General features: G+C 60.1%; 14 protein-coding genes and 1 pseudogene. 9 read left to right on the forward strand and 6 right to left on the reverse strand.

What is annotated here, in order from left to right:
* Positions 1 to 420 precede the first annotated feature (420 nt).
* Positions 421 to 942: a single-stranded DNA-binding protein gene (locus BSG20_RS13740; RefSeq protein WP_072376366.1), complete on the reverse strand. Its 522-nt coding sequence runs from the start codon at positions 940 to 942 to the stop codon at positions 421 to 423.
* A 249-nt stretch (positions 943 to 1,191) separates the two neighbouring features.
* Between BSG20_RS13740 and uvrA the strand changes: the two genes are divergently transcribed.
* The 3 genes and pseudogenes from uvrA to BSG20_RS13755 all read left to right on the forward strand — a co-directional run bounded on the left by uvrA (position 1,192) and on the right by BSG20_RS13755 (position 5,330).
* Positions 1,192 to 4,116, forward strand: coding sequence for an excinuclease ABC subunit UvrA (gene uvrA, locus BSG20_RS13745; RefSeq protein ID WP_072376364.1), 2,925 nt, complete (start codon positions 1,192 to 1,194; stop codon positions 4,114 to 4,116).
* A 9-nt stretch (positions 4,117 to 4,125) separates the two neighbouring features.
* Positions 4,126 to 4,489: pseudogene (locus BSG20_RS13750) on the forward strand (GNAT family N-acetyltransferase); the annotation flags it as partial.
* A 34-nt stretch (positions 4,490 to 4,523) separates the two neighbouring features.
* Positions 4,524 to 5,330, forward strand: coding sequence for a DUF72 domain-containing protein (locus BSG20_RS13755; RefSeq protein ID WP_072376362.1), 807 nt, complete (start codon positions 4,524 to 4,526; stop codon positions 5,328 to 5,330).
* Positions 5,331 to 5,338: 8 nt separating this feature from the next.
* On the opposite strand, the gene BSG20_RS13760 is transcribed toward BSG20_RS13755, so the two are convergent.
* Positions 5,339 to 6,814: a bifunctional ADP-dependent NAD(P)H-hydrate dehydratase/NAD(P)H-hydrate epimerase gene (locus BSG20_RS13760; protein WP_072376416.1), complete on the reverse strand. Its 1,476-nt coding sequence runs from the start codon at positions 6,812 to 6,814 to the stop codon at positions 5,339 to 5,341.
* Between the two features lie 342 nt (positions 6,815 to 7,156).
* On the opposite strand from BSG20_RS13760, the gene BSG20_RS13765 reads away from it, so the two are divergent.
* The 3 genes from BSG20_RS13765 (at position 7,157) to hspQ (ending at position 9,447) form a co-directional block, all read left to right on the forward strand.
* Positions 7,157 to 7,495, forward strand: a complete 339-nt coding sequence (locus BSG20_RS13765) for a P-II family nitrogen regulator (protein ID WP_003579240.1) — start codon at positions 7,157 to 7,159, stop codon at positions 7,493 to 7,495.
* Between the two features lie 57 nt (positions 7,496 to 7,552).
* On the forward strand, positions 7,553 to 8,962 hold the full coding sequence (gene glnA / locus BSG20_RS13770) for a type I glutamate--ammonia ligase (protein ID WP_007793591.1): 1,410 nt from the start codon (positions 7,553 to 7,555) through the stop codon (positions 8,960 to 8,962).
* Between the two features lie 155 nt (positions 8,963 to 9,117).
* Positions 9,118 to 9,447 (forward strand): heat shock protein HspQ, encoded by a 330-nt coding sequence (gene hspQ / locus BSG20_RS13775; RefSeq protein ID WP_072376360.1) that lies wholly within the window; start codon positions 9,118 to 9,120, stop codon positions 9,445 to 9,447.
* 111 nt (positions 9,448 to 9,558) lie between these two features.
* Here hspQ and BSG20_RS13780 read toward each other — a convergent pair whose 3' ends face one another.
* Positions 9,559 to 10,218: an invasion associated locus B family protein gene (locus BSG20_RS13780; protein ID WP_072376358.1), complete on the reverse strand. Its 660-nt coding sequence runs from the start codon at positions 10,216 to 10,218 to the stop codon at positions 9,559 to 9,561.
* 267 nt (positions 10,219 to 10,485) lie between these two features.
* Between BSG20_RS13780 and BSG20_RS13785 the strand changes: the two genes are divergently transcribed.
* Positions 10,486 to 12,291, forward strand: a complete 1,806-nt coding sequence (locus BSG20_RS13785; RefSeq protein ID WP_072376356.1) for an extracellular solute-binding protein — start codon at positions 10,486 to 10,488, stop codon at positions 12,289 to 12,291.
* 87 nt (positions 12,292 to 12,378) lie between these two features.
* Positions 12,379 to 13,050 (forward strand): DsbA family oxidoreductase, encoded by a 672-nt coding sequence (locus BSG20_RS13790; protein WP_072376354.1) that lies wholly within the window; start codon positions 12,379 to 12,381, stop codon positions 13,048 to 13,050.
* 6 nt (positions 13,051 to 13,056) lie between these two features.
* Here the strand turns inward: BSG20_RS13790 and mfd are convergent, their stop codons facing one another.
* Both mfd and BSG20_RS13800 read right to left on the reverse strand, forming a co-directional pair.
* Positions 13,057 to 16,563: a transcription-repair coupling factor gene (mfd, locus tag BSG20_RS13795; RefSeq protein WP_072376352.1), complete on the reverse strand. Its 3,507-nt coding sequence runs from the start codon at positions 16,561 to 16,563 to the stop codon at positions 13,057 to 13,059.
* Complete coding sequence (locus BSG20_RS13800) at positions 16,563 to 16,877, reverse strand: FAD assembly factor SdhE (protein WP_072376350.1); 315 nt, start codon at positions 16,875 to 16,877, stop codon at positions 16,563 to 16,565. The genes mfd and BSG20_RS13800 overlap by 1 nt, the downstream gene beginning before the upstream one ends.
* A gap of 92 nt (positions 16,878 to 16,969) precedes the next feature.
* Between BSG20_RS13800 and recG the strand changes: the two genes are divergently transcribed.
* Positions 16,970 to 19,075 carry an ATP-dependent DNA helicase RecG gene (gene recG / locus BSG20_RS13805; RefSeq protein ID WP_072376348.1) on the forward strand — a complete coding sequence of 702 codons (2,106 nt, stop codon included), beginning with the start codon at positions 16,970 to 16,972 and terminating at the stop codon, positions 19,073 to 19,075.
* A 15-nt stretch (positions 19,076 to 19,090) separates the two neighbouring features.
* Here recG and BSG20_RS13810 read toward each other — a convergent pair whose 3' ends face one another.
* A complete protein-coding gene (locus BSG20_RS13810) occupies positions 19,091 to 19,795 on the reverse strand; it encodes a DUF502 domain-containing protein (protein ID WP_024314857.1) in 705 nt (234 codons plus the stop codon).
* Between the last annotated feature and the right edge of the window lie 19 nt (positions 19,796 to 19,814).

Here is a 19,814-nt window from a genome sequence, read left to right on the forward strand (position 1 = left end):
TCGCTGACCATTCGCCGCGCTGCGCTAGTCGTGAGCAATCCAAACTGCGAAGCTATCTTCTCATCACACGAATATCGTGCTGGCCTGACAATTTGGAAACCTGCCGTGCCTCTCCTTTCGGAGCGGGAAGCGCTGCCACTTTGAGCAGAGGCCACAATATCTGCGGCTTGTTAGCTCATTCGGCTAAGTCGCAGAAAATAAATCACTTTGTTGCAACGATCGGAGGTCCAGTTGGGGCGCGGACATCGCGTTTGTGCCCGCCTGGTCCACCACCCGACAGCAATGACAATTTCTGCTGGCGGAAGCGTATCGGACCTTCAATGTGTAAACAACCCGTGCGTCACGTGGCCCTGAGATCAAAAGGCAGACGGCGCACCTTGCGGCACGCCGTCCAGCTGATGTCGTACAGGATGCCTGCGATCAGAACGGGATATCGTCGTCGAGATCGCGCGAAAAGTTTCCACCGCTACCACCGCCGCTGCTGCGGCCAGACGATTGCGAGGGCGCACCGTAATCGTCGCCGCCGCCGAAATCACCGCCGCCGGCATTGCTGCCACGACCGCCGCCGAAGCCCGAGCCGCCGCCTTCACCGCGACCGTCAAGCATTGTCAGGGTCGAGCCGAAGCCCTGCAGCACCACTTCCGTCGAATAGCGGTCCTGGCCCTGCTGGTCCTGCCACTTGCGGGTCTGCAGCGCGCCCTCGATGTAGAGCTTGGCGCCCTTCTTCACATACTGCTCGACGACCTTGCAGAGGCCCTCATTGAAGACCACGACCGTATGCCATTCCGTCTTCTCGCGGCGTTCGCCGGAGTTGCGGTCACGCCAGGTCTCGGACGTTGCGATGCGAAGGTTGGCGATCGGCCGGCCATCCTGGGTCCGCCGGATTTCGGGATCAGCGCCCACGTTTCCGATCAGAATTACCTTGTTTACGCTGCCAGCCATACTTTCACCTTACCTGCCGCCCTGCCCGGCGGCGCTTGAACCAATCGGTGCACCTTAAACCATAGAGCGCCGGCGATGGGCGTCCATCCCCGGTTCATCCACAAGGAATTTTGTTCTTTATTTGTTCTAGTTTATCCCTATGATCCTGTCAACCGAATCGAAAACCTTGCGGCGGACGGACATTCAGCCTCGACTCGCCAGCCGGCATCACTAAATAAGGGGCTTGTTCCAGCACAGAAGCAGAAGACGATGAGCGAACTGAAGACGATTTCCATCCGCGGCGCGCGTGAGCATAATTTGAAGGGGATCGATCTCGATCTGCCGCGAAACAAACTTATCGTCATGACCGGCCTTTCTGGCTCCGGCAAATCCTCCCTTGCCTTCGACACCATTTATGCCGAGGGACAGCGGCGTTATGTCGAGAGCCTTTCGGCCTATGCGCGCCAGTTCTTGGAAATGATGCAGAAGCCCGACGTCGACCAGATCGATGGCCTGTCGCCGGCGATTTCGATCGAGCAGAAGACGACCTCGCGCAATCCGCGCTCCACGGTCGGAACGGTGACCGAGATCTACGACTACATGCGCCTGCTTTTTGCGCGCGTCGGCGTGCCTTACTCGCCGGCGACGGGGCTGCCGATCGAGAGCCAGACTGTCAGCCAGATGGTCGACCGCGTCCTCGATTTCGAAGAAGGCACCCGCCTCTATATCCTCGCGCCGATCGTGCGCGGGCGTAAGGGCGAGTATAAGAAAGAGTTGGCAGACCTCATGAAAAAGGGCTTCCAGCGCGTCAAGGTCGACGGCCAGTTCTACGAGATCGCGGATGTGCCGGCGCTCGACAAGAAGTACAAGCACGACATCGACGTCGTGGTCGACCGCATCGTCGTGCGGCCGGATATGGCATCGCGGCTTGCCGACAGCCTCGAGACCTCGCTCAAGCTTGCCGACGGCCTGGCTGTTGCGGAATTCGCCGACAAGCCGCTGCCGCCGGAAGAAACGGCTGCCGGCGGCTCCGCCAACAAGTCGCTCAACGAAACGCATGAGCGCGTCCTCTTCTCGGAGAAGTTCGCCTGCCCGGTGTCGGGCTTCACCATTCCCGAAATCGAGCCCCGGCTCTTTTCATTCAACAATCCTGCCGGCGCCTGCCCGACCTGTGACGGTCTTGGCGCACAGCAGAAGATCGACGCCAACCTGATCGTGCCAGAGCCCGAGCGCACGCTGCGCGATGGCGCCGTCGCGCCCTGGGCCAAGTCGACCTCGCCTTACTACAACCAGACGCTCGAGGCTCTCGGCAAGCATTACGGCTTCAAGCTCGGCGCCCGTTGGAGCGATCTGTCGGAACGAGCCAAGGACGTCATTCTGAACGGCACAGACGAGAAGATCGAATTTCACTATGCCGATGGTGCGCGGTCGTACACGACGCACAAGAGTTTCGAGGGCATCATCACCAATCTCGAGCGCCGCTGGAAAGCGACGGACTCCGCCTGGGCGCGCGAGGAGATCGAGCGTTATATGTCGGCAGCCCCCTGCCCGTCTTGCGGCGGTTTCCGCCTGAAGCCGGAGGCACTGTCCGTCAAGATCAACACGCTGCATATCGGCCAGGTGACCGACATGTCGATCCGCGTCGCTCGTGACTGGTTCGAGGTCTTGCCGCAGTCGCTTAGCGCCAAGCAGAATGAAATTGCTGTTCGCATTCTCAAGGAGATCCGCGACCGTCTACGCTTCCTCAATGATGTCGGCCTAGACTACCTGAGCCTGTCGCGAAACTCCGGCACTCTGTCGGGTGGCGAAAGCCAGCGTATCCGGTTGGCGTCGCAGATCGGTTCCGGGTTGACCGGTGTATTGTATGTCCTCGACGAACCGTCGATCGGTCTCCACCAGCGCGACAATGCCCGCCTGCTCGACACCCTGAAGCACCTTCGCGATATCGGCAATACCGTGATCGTGGTCGAGCATGACGAGGATGCGATCCTGACGGCTGATGACGTCGTTGACATCGGCCCGGCGGCCGGCATCCACGGCGGTCAGGTGATCGCCCACGGAACGCCGCAGGAGATAATGGCAAACCCGAAGTCACTGACCGGTAAGTACCTTTCCGGCGAGCTTGGCGTGCCGGTTCCAGACGAACGCCGCAAGCCGAAGAAGGGCAAAGAGATCAAGGTAGTCGGTGCCCGCGGCAACAATCTGAAGAATGTCACTGCCTCCATCCCGCTCGGCGTCTTTACCGCAGTCACCGGCGTGTCGGGGGGCGGAAAATCTACGTTTTTGGTCGAGACTCTCTACAAGTCGGCTGCCCGCCGCGTCATGGGTGCGCGCGAGATCCCGGCCGATCATGATCGCATCGACGGTTTCGAGCATATCGACAAGGTCATCGATATCGATCAATCGCCGATCGGCCGCACGCCGCGTTCCAACCCGGCGACCTATACGGGCGCGTTCACACCGATCCGTGACTGGTTTGCCGGTCTGCCGGAAGCGAAGGCGCGTGGCTATCAGCCCGGGCGCTTCTCGTTCAACGTCAAGGGTGGGCGCTGCGAAGCCTGCCAGGGCGACGGTGTCATCAAGATCGAGATGCATTTTCTGCCGGATGTCTATGTCACCTGCGATGTCTGCCATGGTAAGCGTTACAACAGGGAGACCCTTGACGTCACGTTCAAGCACAAGTCCATTGCCGACGTGCTCGACATGACCGTCGAGGAAGGCGTTGATTTCTTCGCCGCCGTGCCTGCTGTGCGGGACAAACTGCAGGCGTTGAAGGATGTCGGCCTCGGTTACATCAAGGTCGGTCAGCAGGCGAATACTCTGTCAGGCGGCGAGGCGCAGCGCGTCAAGCTCGCGAAGGAGCTGTCGAAACGGTCGACAGGACGCACGCTCTACATCCTGGACGAGCCGACAACCGGCCTGCATTTCCACGACGTTGCCAAGCTCTTGGAAATGCTGCAGGAGCTGGTCAATCAGGGTAATTCGGTGGTTGTCATCGAGCACAATCTCGAGGTTATCAAGACCGCGGACTGGATTCTTGATTTCGGTCCGGAAGGCGGCGATGGCGGCGGTGAGATCGTTGCCGTCGGCACGCCGGAAGCGATCGTCAAGGAGAAACGGTCCTATACCGGACAGTTCCTGAAGGAGTTGCTTGAGCGGCGCCCTGCTGGAAAAACCGTAGCGGCAGCCGAGTGATGCTGAGCGCAACTCCTTGGGCGTCCGCCGACCCCGTCGACGAGGATTGTGTGCCGCGCATCCGTCGCGGCGAAATCTGGCTGCGGGAGATGCAAGGCGAGCTCGCGGGCCTCGCCGTTATCGGCACCCCGACCATGCGATGCTCTTCAGCATTGCTGTTGCACCAAGATTTCAGGGTGCCGGCCATGGTCTTGCAATCCTGAGACGGGTGGAGGAGACGGCGCGGGAATGGAGGCTTCCGGAAGTTCGTCTCTATACGAATGCACGGATGGAGCGAAATATTGCGCTTTATCTGGCGTTCGGTTTTCGGGAAACGGGCCGCCGCGAGCATCCGCATCGGCCAGGATGGGTGATCGTCGACATGGCAAAGCAAAGTCGGTGGACAGATATAGTCAGAGGAGGAAGGAATGACGAAATCCGGCAACATTCGCGTTGGCATCGGCGGCTGGACGTTCGAGGCGTGGCGGGATCATTTCTACCCCGCAGACTTGAAGCAGAAGGATGAGCTGCATTATGCAAGCCGCAAGCTGAAGGTCATTGAGATCAACGGCACTTATTACAGCTCGCAGAAGCCGGAAACCTTCGCCAAATGGGCCGCGGACGTACCGGATGGGTTCATATTTTCGCTCAAGGCCAGTCGTTTCGTGACCAATCGCCGGATATTGGCAGAAGCCGGCGAGTCGATGGAACGGTTTCTGAACCAGGGCCTGACAGAACTCGGCCCTCACCTGGGTCCGATCCTCTGGCAATTCGCGCCGACGAAGAAGTTCGATGCTGAAGACTTCGAAGGCTTTCTCAAGTTGTTGCCTGAGAAGCAGGATGGCTTGCCTCTGAAGCATGTCGTCGAAGTGCGCCATGACTCGTTCAAGGTGCCGGAATTCGTGGCGCTGCTTGCGAAGTATGGGGTTGCGCCTGTTTGCGCCGAGCATTTCGATTACCCGATGATCGCGGATGTGACGGCCGACTTCGTCTATGCCCGCCTCCAAAAGGGCTCGGACGACGTCAGGACGTGTTATTCGCCAGGCGATCTGAAGGCTTGGGCCAAGCGCCTCGAGAGCTGGGCGGAGGGAAAGATGCCCGACGATCTGCCCTTGATCGACGGCAGCCGCAAGGTAGCAACCGTGCCGCGCGACGTCTTTGCCTTCATGATCCACGAAGGCAAGATCAATGCGCCCTTCGGTGCTATGGCATTACAGGAAGAGATGGCACGATAGGGTAGTTTTCAGAGCGGGCGGACATGCGTTGTCAATTCTTCCGCCGTCAGCCCTTTGCCCGCCCGCACGCCAGCCTCTCCATGCATGTAGACGCCGGCAGCAGCCGCTTCGAAAGCCGGAAATCCTTGGGCCAGTAGGGCTCCGATGATCCCGGCAAGGACATCCCCGGATCCGGCTGTCGCGAGCCACACCGGTGCGTTCGCGTTGATATAGGCTCTACCGTCCGGCGAGGCGATAACGGTATCTGCGCCTTTGTAGACGATTGCGGCGTTGGCCCGTGCCGCTGCCGCGCGCGCCTTTTCGACCTTCCCCATGGCCGCGTCCGCGGCGATATCGGGAAACAGTCGGCCGAACTCTCCCTCATGTGGTGTCATGACTAACCGTGGCTTGCCGGCGAACTGCGAAAAGAGCTCATCCGGAGCATCTTTGAACGAAGTGAGCCCATCGGCGTCAAGCACCAGGTGGCGCTTGGCAAGCGCTGCCACGAACCGGCGTGCCTTGTCGCCGACGCCGAAACCAGGGCCAAGAACGAATGTCTGTAGCCGCTCGTCGCGCAGCCAATCGCGGAGTGCGACCTCGTCATCGATCGCATGCAGCATGATCGCCGTAAGGTGTGCCGCATTGGTGCCCAGTGCGTCTTCCGGCGCGGCGATTGTCACAAGCCCTGCCCCGGCCTTCAAACCCGCCATCGCCGACATCCGCGCAGCGCCGGTCTTGCTCGCTTCACCGGAGAAGACGACAAGGTGGCCACGCTTGTATTTATGTGTTTCCAGTCCGCTCGATGGCAGCACATGGCGCCATCGTTCCGGCCTGTTGTCTGCGATCTGTTGCTTCTTCTCAGCGCGGATGATGCGGGCGGGTATGCCGATATCGAATACTTCCAGTTCGCCGCAGAGCTCTCGCCCCGGCATCAACAGGTGACCGGGTTTCCGCGTCATGAAGGTCACGGTCCGATCCGCCACAAAGGCCGCTCCTCGAACGGCTCCGGTGCGACCGTCGACGCCGGATGGCAGGTCGACGGCAATCACCGGCACTAGCGCCTCCTTCACCCGTTCAATCACTTCGCAGACGTTCTGCGGCACATCGCGGGCAAGACCGGACCCGAACAGGGCGTCGATAACCACATCGCCGTTGCGCGGCTGATATGTCTCAAGGGGCTGTGCGGCCGTCGGCGCCAAACTGTCCCTTGCTCGGGCGGCATCTCCCTTGAGCCTCTCCGGTTCTCCCATCTGGAATGTTTCTACAGTAACGCCGCTCTCGGCCAGCCGACGTGCGGCAACATAGCCGTCGCCGCCGTTGTTGCCGGGTCCACACAGCACGGCCGCGCGAAGGGCGGCCGGAAAATCGCGCAGCAAAATGGCTGCAACCGCGGCACCTGCCCGTTCCATAAGGGAATAGCTGTCGATACCCGACGCGGCTGCCGCCGCATCGACAGCTGTCATGTCTTCCGGGGTAAGCAGCAACTCTGAGATTCCGTCGGTCATCGCCGCATTCAAACAGAAATCGCCTAAATAACAACCGGTCGATTGATCATTGCGCAGATCAAAAAATATGCAAATGCACAAAAGAAAGGCCAGCAGCGTTCTTTGTCGGGAATTATTAGTGCGGGCAAATATTCCGGAAATCGGCTCGAATTTGCCACAAGTACGTCGAGTTTCGAATGTTTTTATCCAAAAGAACCCGAAAATCGCTGATCTTAAGCACTTTTTCGAACGGTTGGTGGTGTTTTTCGAAAAATCGGCTTTCCAACTGGCACGATAACTGCATCATGACGCAAAGCAGGCCTGAGCCTGCTTTTAACGGGAGAAGCGGAGAGTCATTTTCTCATGAAAAAGATCGAAGCGATCATTAAGCCCTTCAAGCTCGACGAAGTGAAGGAAGCCCTTCAGGAAGTTGGCCTGCAGGGTATTACAGTTACGGAAGCGAAGGGCTTCGGTCGCCAGAAGGGCCATACGGAACTCTACCGTGGCGCCGAGTATGTCGTCGACTTCCTGCCGAAGGTGAAGGTGGAAGTCGTCCTTGCGGACGAAAACGCGGAGGCCGTCATCGACGCGATCCGCAAGGCCGCCCAAACCGGCCGCATCGGCGACGGTAAGATTTTCGTGTCAAATATCGAAGAAGTCATCCGCATCCGCACCGGCGAAACCGGTATCGATGCCATCTAGTCTTTATCGCCTTCCGGCGAACCAAAGTATCGTCATCTCAAATAAAGGAACTATTTAATGGCGACCGCAAGCGAAATTCTTAAGCAAATCAAGGAAAACGACGTCAAGTTCGTCGACCTGCGCTTCACCGACCCGAAGGGCAAGCTGCAGCATGTCACGATGGACGTGGTCTGCGTCGACGAGGACATGTTCGCTGACGGCGTCATGTTCGACGGTTCCTCGATCGCTGGCTGGAAGGCTATTAACGAATCCGACATGGTACTGATGCCGGACCCGGAAACGGTTCACATGGACCCGTTCTTCGCCCAGTCCACCATGGTCATTCTCTGCGACATTCTCGATCCAGTTTCCGGCGAAGCCTACAACCGCGATCCGCGCGGCACAGCCAAGAAGGCTGAGGCTTACCTGAAGGCATCCGGCATCGGCGACACCGTCTTCGTTGGCCCGGAAGCAGAATTCTTCGTCTTCGACGACGTTCGCTACAAGGCTGATCCTTACAATACCGGATTCAAGCTCGATTCCACGGAACTGCCGTCGAACGACGACACGGAATACGAAACCGGCAATCTCGGCCACCGTCCGCGCGTCAAGGGCGGCTACTTCCCAGTTCCGCCGATCGACAGCTGCCAGGACATGCGTTCGGAAATGCTGACGGTTCTGTCCGAAATGGGCGTCGTCGTCGAGAAGCATCATCACGAAGTGGCGGCCGCCCAGCACGAGCTCGGCATCAAGTTCGATACGCTCGTGCGCAACGCCGACAAGATGCAGATCTACAAGTACGTCGTGCACCAGGTCGCCAACGCCTACGGCAAGACGGCCACCTTCATGCCGAAGCCGATCTTCGGCGACAACGGCTCGGGCATGCACGTTCACCAGTCGATCTGGAAGGGCGGCAAGCCAACCTTTGCCGGCGACGAATATGCAGGTCTTTCTGAAACATGCCTCTACTACATCGGCGGCATCATCAAGCATGCCAAGGCGATCAACGCTTTTACGAACCCGTCGACGAATTCCTACAAGCGTCTCGTCCCGGGCTATGAGGCACCGGTTCTGCTCGCCTACTCGGCTCGCAACCGCTCCGCCTCGTGCCGTATTCCATTCGGTACCAACCCGAAGGCAAAGCGCGTCGAAGTCCGCTTCCCGGACCCGATGGCGAACCCCTACCTCGCCTTCGCCGCAATGCTGATGGCTGGTCTCGACGGCATCAAGAACAAGATCCATCCCGGCAAGGCCATGGACAAGGATCTCTACGACCTGCCGCCGAAGGAACTGAAGAAGATCCCGACGGTCTGCGGCTCGCTGCGCGAAGCGCTCGAAAGCCTCGACAAGGACCGCAAGTTCCTGACGGCCGGCGGTGTCTTCGATGACGACCAGATCGACTCCTTCATCGAGTTGAAGATGGCCGAAGTGATGCGCTTCGAGATGACGCCGCATCCGGTCGAGTACGACATGTACTACTCGGCTTGATGATCAAGAAAGGGAAGCCCCGGCTAGGCCGGGGCTTCGCGTACCGATGTCACGCGGCCAAGCGGCGGATGTGACACTCATGTGACGAGATCCTGCACAAATCTTGATTTGAGTAGGGCCAATCACCAAATCAGGTGATGAAAGGAAGTCGTACCATGAAAGAAAGAGTAGCAAAGTTCAGTATCGGCGAAGTGGTTCGGCACAAGGTATTTCCGTTCCGTGGCGTCATATTTGACGTAGATCCGGAATTTGCGAACACGGAAGAATGGTGGAACTCCATTCCAGCCGAAGTACGCCCCAGCAAGGACCAGCCCTTCTACCACTTGCTCGCCGAAAACGATGAAAACGAATACGTCGCCTACGTATCCGAGCAGAATCTGGTAAATGACGAAAGCGGCGTCCCGCTTCGCAACGAGCAGATCTATCAGATTTTCGATATGGCACCCTCGGGTCAGTTCAAGCCCAAGATGAACTTCACCCATTAAGGTTTGATGCCAACATGCGAAAGCCCCGTCCTTGGCGGGGCTTTTCTTTGCTCTGCAGCAACAAAAAACCCGGCTCAAGGCCGGGTTTTTGGTATTCTTTGGCGCTCTGGCTTACTGAGCCTTTGCTGCCTTTTGTGCTTCCTCGAGCTTCTTGCGGGCTTCGTCAGCCTTCTTCTGCATGCTGTCCTGCAAGCTCTTCTGGCTTTCTGCCAGCTTGGAAGCGGAAACCGGTTCGCCGTCGAATGCGCCGGTGAAGCCTTCAAGCGAGATCTTGATTGGGTTCGGCGCGCGGCGGAAGTTGATCGAGGTCAGAACCAGATCGGTGCCCTTCTTCAGGCTAGCGACCATGGCGTCGGTCAGCTGGATCTGGGCGACGCAGCGATCGGGCATACACATCAGGTAGTCGATCTTCTGGCCCTTGCCACCGTCGATCTGCAGGGAAACGCCCGGCGGGATCAGACGAGCCGGCGGCACCGAAACCTGGAGGCTCTTGTTGTTGATCTTGCCAGAGACGGTGATGAGGCCAACGCCCGTAACGAGCTGGCCGCCGCCTGCGAGAACGACGTTCTGGACGACGCAGACGTCATTGTCTTCCTGCTTGCTGCAGGTCTTGTACCAGCCGAGACGCGGGGCGCCGGCAGCAGTGGCGGGAGCGTCGGCGGAGGCCGCTGCATCCTGCGCGAAGGACGATACCGGAGCCGCTGCAGCACCGAGCATCACTGCCAGAACGGACAGGGCTGCCCGCGTTTTGTTTTCAGCCTTGAACATCATAACGAATTCCGTCTCCTGAAATCCCTTAGGGACGACAACGTGCCATCCTCACCAACGGGGTTGTTCGCACTCCACCTCTTAGAACAATGAGGCAAATGCATGACCCCTGACTTTCGGGTTTCCCTGTTACATTGCGTCGGGTCAGATATCCAGTATTTCTTTGACCTTTTCAGGGTCATCCGAAAGAATTCGGCGCCGATGGCGAACTGCGGTGGCTGCGTGATAGTCTTGCGCCGAATCGTGCCGTTCCCGGAAAGGACCTCAACGATGCTCCGGATCGTTCTTCCCGTCATCTTCACCCTGGTTGGCAGTGCAGCTCTCGCCGAGCCGGTGCACGGCATCGCAATGCATGGTGCACCGGCTCTGCCCGCCGATTTCAAGCATCTTCCCTATGTCAATCCCGATGTGAAGAAGGGCGGGAAGATCAATTATGGGGTCGTCGGGACCTTTGACAGCCTCAATCCCTTTATCCTGAAAAGCATGCGCACGACGGCGCGCGGCATGTGGGACCCCGAATACGGGAACCTCGTCTTTGAGACGCTGATGCTTCGCTCGCGCGACGAACCCTTCACGCTTTATGGCCTGCTTGCCCAGTCCGTCGAATGGGATGAGGATCGCACCTATATCCAGTTCAATCTCAATCCGGCCGCCAAATGGTCGGACGGCCAGCCGGTGACGCCGGATGACGTGATCTTCACCTTCAACCTTTTGAAGGAAAAGGGCCGCGTTCCCTTCAGCACGCGACTGAACGCCGTGGCGAAGATGGAGAAGGTCGGAGACCACAGCGTTCGCTTCACTTTCAACGACAAGGCCGATCGCGAGTTTCCACTGATTCTCGCTGGCTCCACGCCGATCCTGCCAAAGCACGCCATCGACCCCGAGACATTCGATCGGTCATCGCTCACGCCTCCTGTCGGGTCCGGTCCCTACAAGATCAAGTCGCTGAAGCCTGGCGAAAGCATCACCTTCGAACGCGATCCCAACTACTGGGGCAAGGATGTTCCTGCGAAAGTCGGCCTCGACAATTACGACCAGATCACGGTCCAGTATTTTCTGCAGGACACCACTCTCTTCGAGTCCTTCAAGAAGGGCGATATCGACATCTACCCGGACGGCAGTCCCGGCCATTGGGCGAGCGCTTACAATTTCCCGGCAGCAACATCCGGCAACGTCGTGAAGGACACCTTTGAACCAAAGCTTCCGAGTGGCATGTTCGGCTTCGTTTTCAACACCCGGCGGCCGGTCTTCAACAACGCGAAGCTCCGCGAGGGGCTGTCGTTGATCTTCGATTTCGAATGGGCGAACAAGAACCTCTTCTCGAACGCCTACATCCGCACCCAAAGCTTCTGGCAGAACTCGGATCTGTCGAGCTTCGGGGTGCCTGCCGACGAGCGTGAGCTGAAACTGCTCGGCTCCATCAAGGATCGCATCGATCCGGCGATTCTGAACGGCACCTACAAGCTTCCCGTAACGGATGGCTCAGGCCGCGATCGCAACGTCCTGAGGCATGCGGCGGCCCTCCTCAAGGAAGCAGGCTATACGATCAAGAACGGCAAGATGAGCGACGCCAACGGCCGGCCGCTTGCCTTCGAGATCATGACGCAGAACACCGATCAGGAGAAGCTCGCGGTCTCCTACCAGCGTTCGCTCCAGCTGCTCGGCATTGCCGCGACGATCCGCACGGTCGACGATTCGCAGTATCAGAGCCGCACGAATAGCTTCGATTACGATGTCATCGTGAAGTCCTACACGTCGTCTCTGTCTCCGGGCATCGAACAGGTGGGGCGCTGGTCTTCCGCGGCCAAGGATCGTGAAGGCACCGACAATTTTGCCGGCGTCGCCGATCCCGGTGTCGATACGCTGATCCAGCACATCCTCATGGCTCGTTCGGCCGAAGACTTTACGGCGGCGGTGCGCTCTCACGACCGTATGCTCCTGTCGGGGCACTATGTTCTGCCGCTCTACCACGTCGATCAGCAATGGGTCGCGCGCAGCAAGCGCATCGGCCACCCCGAGACGGTGCCGCTCTACGGCTACCAGCTGCCGGCATGGTGGGATCAGAGCGTCCAATAGACGGTTCCTTTTTCCTGCCTGGTTGAAGTCTCCCGCCGCAAGGCCTAGATGGCGGGAAAGTTTCGATTTGAGGAAAAAGGAAGGTCCATGGAACGCATTACCATCGACGTTGTCTCTGACGTCGTCTGCCCGTGGTGCTATCTCGGCAAGGCGCGGCTGGAGCTTGCGATCGCCGAGGTCCAGGACGAGGTCGGTGTGGACATCAACTGGCGCCCGTACCGCCTCAACCCCGACTATCCGCCCGAAGGCGTCGACCAGAAGAAAGCGCTGGAGCAGAAGCTTGGCGGCGCCGAGCGTGTCGCTCAAGGGCACAAGATGCTGAGCGAGCTTGGTCGCGAAGTCGGCATTCACTTCGATTTCGACGCGATCAAGATCGGCCCGAACACGCTGGATGCACACCGCCTGATCCATTGGGCAATGGTCGAGGATCGCGAGAAGCAGGACCGCGTCGTCAATGCCCTCTTCAAGGCCAATTTCGAGGAAGGGCGCAACGTCGGCGACCATGCCGTTCTGCTCAATATCGCACAGAACGCCGGTATGGACCGAGCGGTCGTCTCCTCCCTGCTCGCATCCGACGCGGACAAGGATCTCGTGATCGCCGAGATCGAAGCCGCGCAGAAGATGGGCGTCAACGGCGTGCCGTTCTTCATCTTCGACCAACAATATGCCGTCAGCGGCGCTCAGACACCGGATGTGTTGGCAAACGCCCTTCGCGATATCGCCAAGGCGAAGGCCGAAGCGCGCGCCGGCATGAACTGAGCGTGCTTACGCCTTCGCCATTTCCGCGAGCTGCGTCATGATAACGGCTGCACCCTGCAGCCGCTTTTCCGGTGTCGGCAGGTCGCGGGTGAGGAATACACTTTGGTCCGGCCGAATCTTCGCCATGGAGCCCTGCTTGGCGATGTAGCCAACCAGGCTTGCCGGATTCGGAAATTCCTTGTTGCGGAACTGGATGACAACGCCCTTGGGGCCTGCATCCAGCTTCTCCACGTTGGCGACGCGGCAGAGCGATTTCACGTAGACGATCTTCAGGAGGTGCTGGACCTCGATCGGCATCGGGCCGAAGCGGTCGATCATTTCAGCGCCGAAGCCGTCGATTTCCTTCAGTTCCGTGATCTCCCCGAGACGGCGATAGAGTGCCATGCGCAGGTGCAGATCGGGCACGTAGCCATCCGGGATCATCACAGAAGTTCCGACCGAGATCTGAGGCGACCAGCCGCTATCCTGGATCTCATCGACGCCCTTCACCTCGGCAACGGCCTCTTCCAGCATCTGCTGATAGAGCTCGAAGCCGACTTCCTTGATATGGCCGGACTGCTCCTCGCCAAGCAGATTGCCTGCTCCGCGAATGTCGAGATCGTGACTGGCAAGCTGGAAGCCCGCGCCAAGCGTGTCGAGCGACTGCAGCACCTTGAGGCGACGTTCGGCCGTCGCCGTCAGCACCTTGTTGACCGGCAGCGTGAAGAGCGCGAAGGCGCGGACCTTCGAGCGTCCGACGCGGCCGCGTAGCTGATAAAGCTGAGCGAGGCCGAACATATCGGCGCGGTGGACGATCAGCGTGTTGGCGGTCGGCACGTCAAGACCCGATTCTACGATCGTCGTCGACAGCAGCACGTCGTAGCGCCCTTCGTAGAAGGCATTCATGATGTCTTCGAGTTCGCCAGCCGGCATCTGACCGTGCGCGACAGCGACTTTCAGCTCCGGCACGTCGGACCGCAGGAACGCATGCACATCCTCGAGATCGGCAAGCCGCGGGCAGACATAGAAGCTTTGACCGCCGCGATAGTGCTCGCGCATCAGCGTTTCGCGGATGACGAGCGAATCAAACGGCGAAATGAAGGTGCGCACCGCCATGCGGTCGACCGGCGGCGTCGTGATTAGCGACAGCTCGCGCACACCCGTCATCGCGAGCTGGAGCGTGCGGGGGATCGGTGTTGCCGAAAGCGTCAGAACGTGTACGTCGCTCTTCAACTCCTTTAGACGCTCCTTGTGCTTGACGCCGAAGTGCTGTTCTTCGTCGATGATCAGCAGCCCGAGATTGGCGAACTGGATGCCCGTACCGAGAAGCGCGTGGGTACCGACGACGATGTCGGTCTTGCCCTCGGCCACTTCCTTCTTCGTCAGTGCCAGCTCCTTCGAACCGACGAGGCGCGAGGCCTGCTGGATGCGCACAGGCAGGCCGCGGAACCGCTCGGAGAAGGTCTTGAAGTGCTGGCGGGCCAGCAGCGTGGTTGGCACGACCACGGCAACTTGAATACCATTCATCGCCGCCACGAAGGCAGCACGAAGCGCCACCTCTGTCTTGCCGAAGCCGACGTCGCCGCAGACGAGACGATCCATCGGCCGGCCGGCCCCAAGATCGGAGCGCACGGCCTCGATGGCGTTGTCCTGGTCTTCCGTCTCGTCGTAGGGGAAGCGGGCGGAGAACTCATCATAGAGCCCTTCCGGCGTCGTCAGCACGGGCGCGTGTCGGGTCAGGCGTTCGGCGGCAATACGGATCAGCGCATCCGCCATATCAAGCAGTCGCTTCTTGAGCTTGGCCTTGCGCATCTGCCATGCGCCACCACCGAGCTTGTCGAGCTGCGCTTCCGTCCCCTCGCCGCCGTAGCGCGACAGCAGATCGATATTCTCGACCGGTAGGAAGAGCTTCGCATCGTCGGCATACTGCAGTTCAAGGCAGGCATGCGGCGCGCCCGCCGCTTCGATCGTCCGCAGGCCCACGAACCGGCCGATGCCGTGCTGCGCGTGGACGACGACCGAACCTTCATCGAGACCGGCGACCTCGGAGATGAAATCCGCAGCGCGTTTGCGCCGCTTCGAGCGCCGCACCATGCGGTCGCCGAGAATGTCCTGCTCGCCGATGACCACCACATTGCCGGCTTCAAATCCGGATTCGAGACTGAGCACAGCGGCTGCTGCCTCGCCTTTGGCAAGGCTGTCGATCTCCTTCAGGGCGCCGATCGGTTTCACGCGCTCCAGGCCGTGCTCGTTCAGCACCTGCAACAGACGGTCCAGCGAACCTTCCGTCCAGGCGGTGATCAACACCTTGGCGCCGGATGAGCGCTTGTCCGCAATATGCTTCACAACGGCGTCGAAGACATTCACGCGTTCGGCATTGCCACCCCCCTCCGCGTTCGAGCGTGCCCACCGCTCGCCCTGTCGCGCATCGAGATTGATGACGCGCCGCGCCTCTCCCTCGTGCTCGTTGAAGGGCGAAATCCGCATCGCGTCGAACGCGTCGAGCGTGCTGGCGAACGTCGTTCCGTCCAAATAGAGCTGGCCGGGCGTCACGGGTTTATAGGGCGTTCCTTGCGCCATCTGACCTTTGCCGGGCTGTCCGGAATTCAGGCGCGCGTCATAATAATCGAACACAAGCTTGGAGCGCTCCTCGGCAGCCTGGCGTACCGCGTGATCGGCCACCAGTCGGAAGCCTGTGAGATAGTCGAATACCGTCTCCAGCTTCTCGTAGAAAAGCGGCAGCCAATGCTCCATGCCCGGATAGCGCCGCCCCTCCGATATGGCGAGATAAAGCGCATCGTCGCGCGTTGCCGCGCCGAACGAGGAGAGGTAATTCTTGCGGAAACGGCTGATGGTATCGGGCGTCAGCGTGACCTCGCTCATCGGGTTGAGGTCGAGCGAACGGAGCTGCCCTGTCGTGCGCTGGCTCGCAGGATCGAAGCTGCGGATGCTTTCCAGAGTGTCGCCGAAGAAATCGAGGCGAACAGGCTCCTCGGAACCGGGCACAAAGACATCCAGAATGCCGCCGCGCACCGCATATTCGCCGACCTCGCGCACCGTTGCGACGCGGTCGAAACCGTTGCGTTCCAACCGCCCGGCAATGTTGTCCATGCGCACAGTGTTTCCCGGACGTGCGGAAAACGCCAGGCTCTCGATGACCTCCTGCGGGGCAACCTTCTGCAGCATTGCATTGACGGTCACCAGCACGATGGCCGCATGCGGCTTCTTACGATGCGCGATCAGGCCGCCCAGCGCCGCGAGTCGGCGTGCTGACGTATCCGCGCTCGGCGAAACGCGGTCGTAAGGAAGACAGTCCCAGGCCGGCAGGGTCAGGACCGGGATCTCGGGCGCGACGAAGCCGAGAATTTGCTCCAAGTCGGCCATCCGCTGGCCATCGGAAAGCACGTAAGCGACCGGCTCGCCGGTGCGTGCCAGATCGGCCAGCAACCAAGCCTCCGCACCTGTGGGCACGTTGCCGATGGTCAGCGGCTCGGCGACGGCTGACAGCTTCTTTACGTTAAAACCTGGGATCATTACGCGTTCCTGGGCAGGGCGTCGGCTGGATACTCGAAATCGGGCTTGTAGGCGGCAAGGCGCTCGAACATCGGCGTCTGAAAACGCTCGGGCACCGGCCATGTTCCCATGATCCAGCGCACAAGATCGTTGTCCTCTTCGGCCATGATGGTTTCGAACTCGTCGAGTTCGGTCTCTGACAGGGTCGCGATCTCCTTTTCGGCGAACTGGCCGAAGACCAGATCCATCTCGCGAATGCCGCGATGCCAGCAGCGAAAGAGGATTCGGCGGCGGCGCGGATCAAGATCGGCGCTCGAGAGTGACACACCCGTCATGGCGTTACCTTCCTGTTGATGCGCCTCTATAGACCCTCGAAAGCGGCTTGTCAGCCTTGCCAAGGCCGCATTGTTCATCGCATTTTGCCGCCATGCGCCCTGCTATTCTCGATCCGCTGTTTTCGCCCGTTTCCGCCCTGCCCGGCGTCGGCCCAAAGATCGCCGAGCTGCTGGTAAAGCTGCTTGGGCGCGAGACGCCTGACGATACGCGCGTCGTCGATCTGCTGTTTCATGCGCCGCATTCGCTGATCGACCGTCGAATCCAGCCCGGTATCGCCCGGGCGCCGCAAGGCGCCATCGTCACCGTCACGGCTCGCGTGGATCGCCACCAGGTGCCGCCGCGCGGCAAAAGCAACATTCCTTACCGCGTTGTCCTGCATGACGAGACCGGTGAACTGACACTCGTTTTCTTCCGCGGCCAGGCGGCATGGCTGGAAAAGCAATTACCGCTCGACGAAGAAGTGACCGTCAGCGGCAAGATCGACTGGTTCAATGGCCGCGCTTCGATGGTGCATCCAGACTATATTGTGAAGGCCAGCGAAGCCGAGAATCTGCCCCTCGTCGAGCCGATTTACCCCCTTACCGCAGGTCTTTCGCCAAAGACACTGCGCAAGATCATCGAAGCCGCGCTGCCGCGCACGCCCGAACTTCCGGAATGGATCGACCTGACCCTCGCGCAAAAACAGGGGCTGCCCTCGGTAGCGGATGCTCTCCACGCGCTGCACGAACCATGTGATCCCGCGGATATCGATACGCAAGCCCCTGCCCGTCGCCGCCTCGCCTATGACGAATTCATGGCGGGCCAGCTCTCCCTCAGTCTAGTGCGCCAACGCCTGCGCAAGGTCGCCGGCCAACCGGTGCATGCCACCGGCATCATCAGCCGGCAAATCCTGCAGACCCTGCCGTTCTCTCCGACCGGCACCCAGAACGCCGCGGTTGCAGATATCCTCAAGGATATGGCCGGCGAGGACCGCATGCTGCGGCTGCTGCAGGGCGATGTCGGTTCCGGCAAGACGCTGGTCGCACTGATAGCGATGGCCGCGGTCATCGAAAGCGGCGGCCAGGCCGTCCTGATGGCCCCCACGGAGATCCTCGCGCGTCAACACTACGCGACGATCTCGACATTCGCCGCTTCGGCCGGTCTGCGCCTCGAAGTCCTCACAGGCCGTACCAAGGGTCGTGAGCGCGAAGACATCCTCGAGAGGATCGCTTCGGGAGAAGCGCAGATCGTTATCGGCACACACGCCCTGTTCCAGGACACAGTTAACTATCGCAACCTGATGCTGGCTGTCGTTGACGAGCAACATCGTTTCGGCGTCCACCAGCGCCTGCGACTGACCGCCAAGGGCATCACGCCGCACATGCTTGTGATGACGGCGACACCGATCCCGCGAACCCTGGTGCTTGCCGCCTTCGGCGACATGGACGTCTCGAAGCTGACGGAAAAGCCGGCCGGCCGAAAGCCGATCCAGACGATTACCGTGCCGACCGAACGCATTGGCGAGATCGTTGGACGGCTGAAGAGCGCGGTCGGAGAGGGCAAGAAAGCCTATTGGATCTGCCCGCTCGTCGAGGAATCCGAGGAGAGCGATCTGATGTCGGTCGAAGAGCGCCATGCAACGCTCGTCTCGTCGCTCGGCCCAGGTATCGGTTTGATCCACGGCCGTATGAGCGGCGCCGAAAAGGACGCCGTGATGATGGCGTTCAAGAACGGCGAAATCCGCCTGTTGGTCGCCACGACGGTGGTGGAAGTCGGCGTGGATATTCCTGATGCTACGATCATGGTGATCGAGCATGCCGAGCGCTTCGGCCTGGCGCAGTTGCATCAGCTTCGCGGCCGTGTCGGCCGCGGCGACGCGGCCTCGACCTGCATCCTGCTCTATAAGGGACCGCTTGGCGAGACCGGCCATGCGCGCCTGTCGATCATGCGTGAGACCGAAGACGGCTTCCGCATTGCAGAGGAAGACCTGAAACTGCGCGGCGAAGGCGAACTGCTCGGCACACGGCAATCGGGAACACCGGGCTTTCGTATCGCGAGCCTGGAGGCTCATTCCGATCTTCTGGAAATCGCCCGCCGCGATGCTGCGTATCTGATAGAGCGTGACCCGGACCTCACCAGCGACCGCGGCAAGGCCGTACGCACCCTGCTCTACCTGTTCCGTCGCGATGAGGCGATTCGTTTCCTACATGCCGGGTGAGTCGCGCGGCCAAAACTACATCTCGATAGGCGCCGGCAGCGGCTTGCGCGTCCGTTCTTGTTTCGCGATGCGCCCGGCAAGCTCTTCCGGTGTGACCAGGCCGCCGGAGATCAAGAGCTTTGCTGCATCCTCCGGTGACATGTCCAGCGGAACGATCTTCTCGCGCGGCGTAAAGATCAAAAATCCGGCCGTCGGCACCGGCGTCGGCGGCAGGAACACGCAGACCATGTCCTGGCCCATCGCTTTGAATTTCGACGCAATCTCCCCCTTGGCATCCGTCGAAATGAAGACGAGCGCCCAGAGACCGGGGCTGGGATATTCGATTAGGCCGACCTTCTTGAAGGAGTTTGTTTTGTCCTTCAGCACCGTCTCGAAAATCTGCTTTACGCTCTGATAGATACTGCGCACGAGCGGTACGCGCTGCACAAGCGATTCGCTGAAATGAACGATGCTCTGGCCGATCAGGTTTTTGCCGAGGAAGCCGATAAGCGTGATCGCGATAAGCGCGATCAGCAGGCCGGAACCGGGCACAGCGAAATTCAGATAGTTGTCCGGGTCATAGCGCGCCGGCAGGTACGGCTTCACCCAGCTGTCTGCCCATCGCACGACCGACCATGTCAGCCACAGGGTAATCGCGATGGGCGCGCAAATGATAAGGCCCGCCAGGAAGTTGTTCCTGATGCGAGTGGCTATCGGCAATCGGGGCAGTTTTTCCGTCATCGCGTGCTGATGAACTCCG

Origin of the sequence: Rhizobium tibeticum, from assembly GCF_900110205.1 — a bacterium.
GTDB lineage: Bacteria > Pseudomonadota > Alphaproteobacteria > Rhizobiales > Rhizobiaceae > Rhizobium > Rhizobium tibeticum.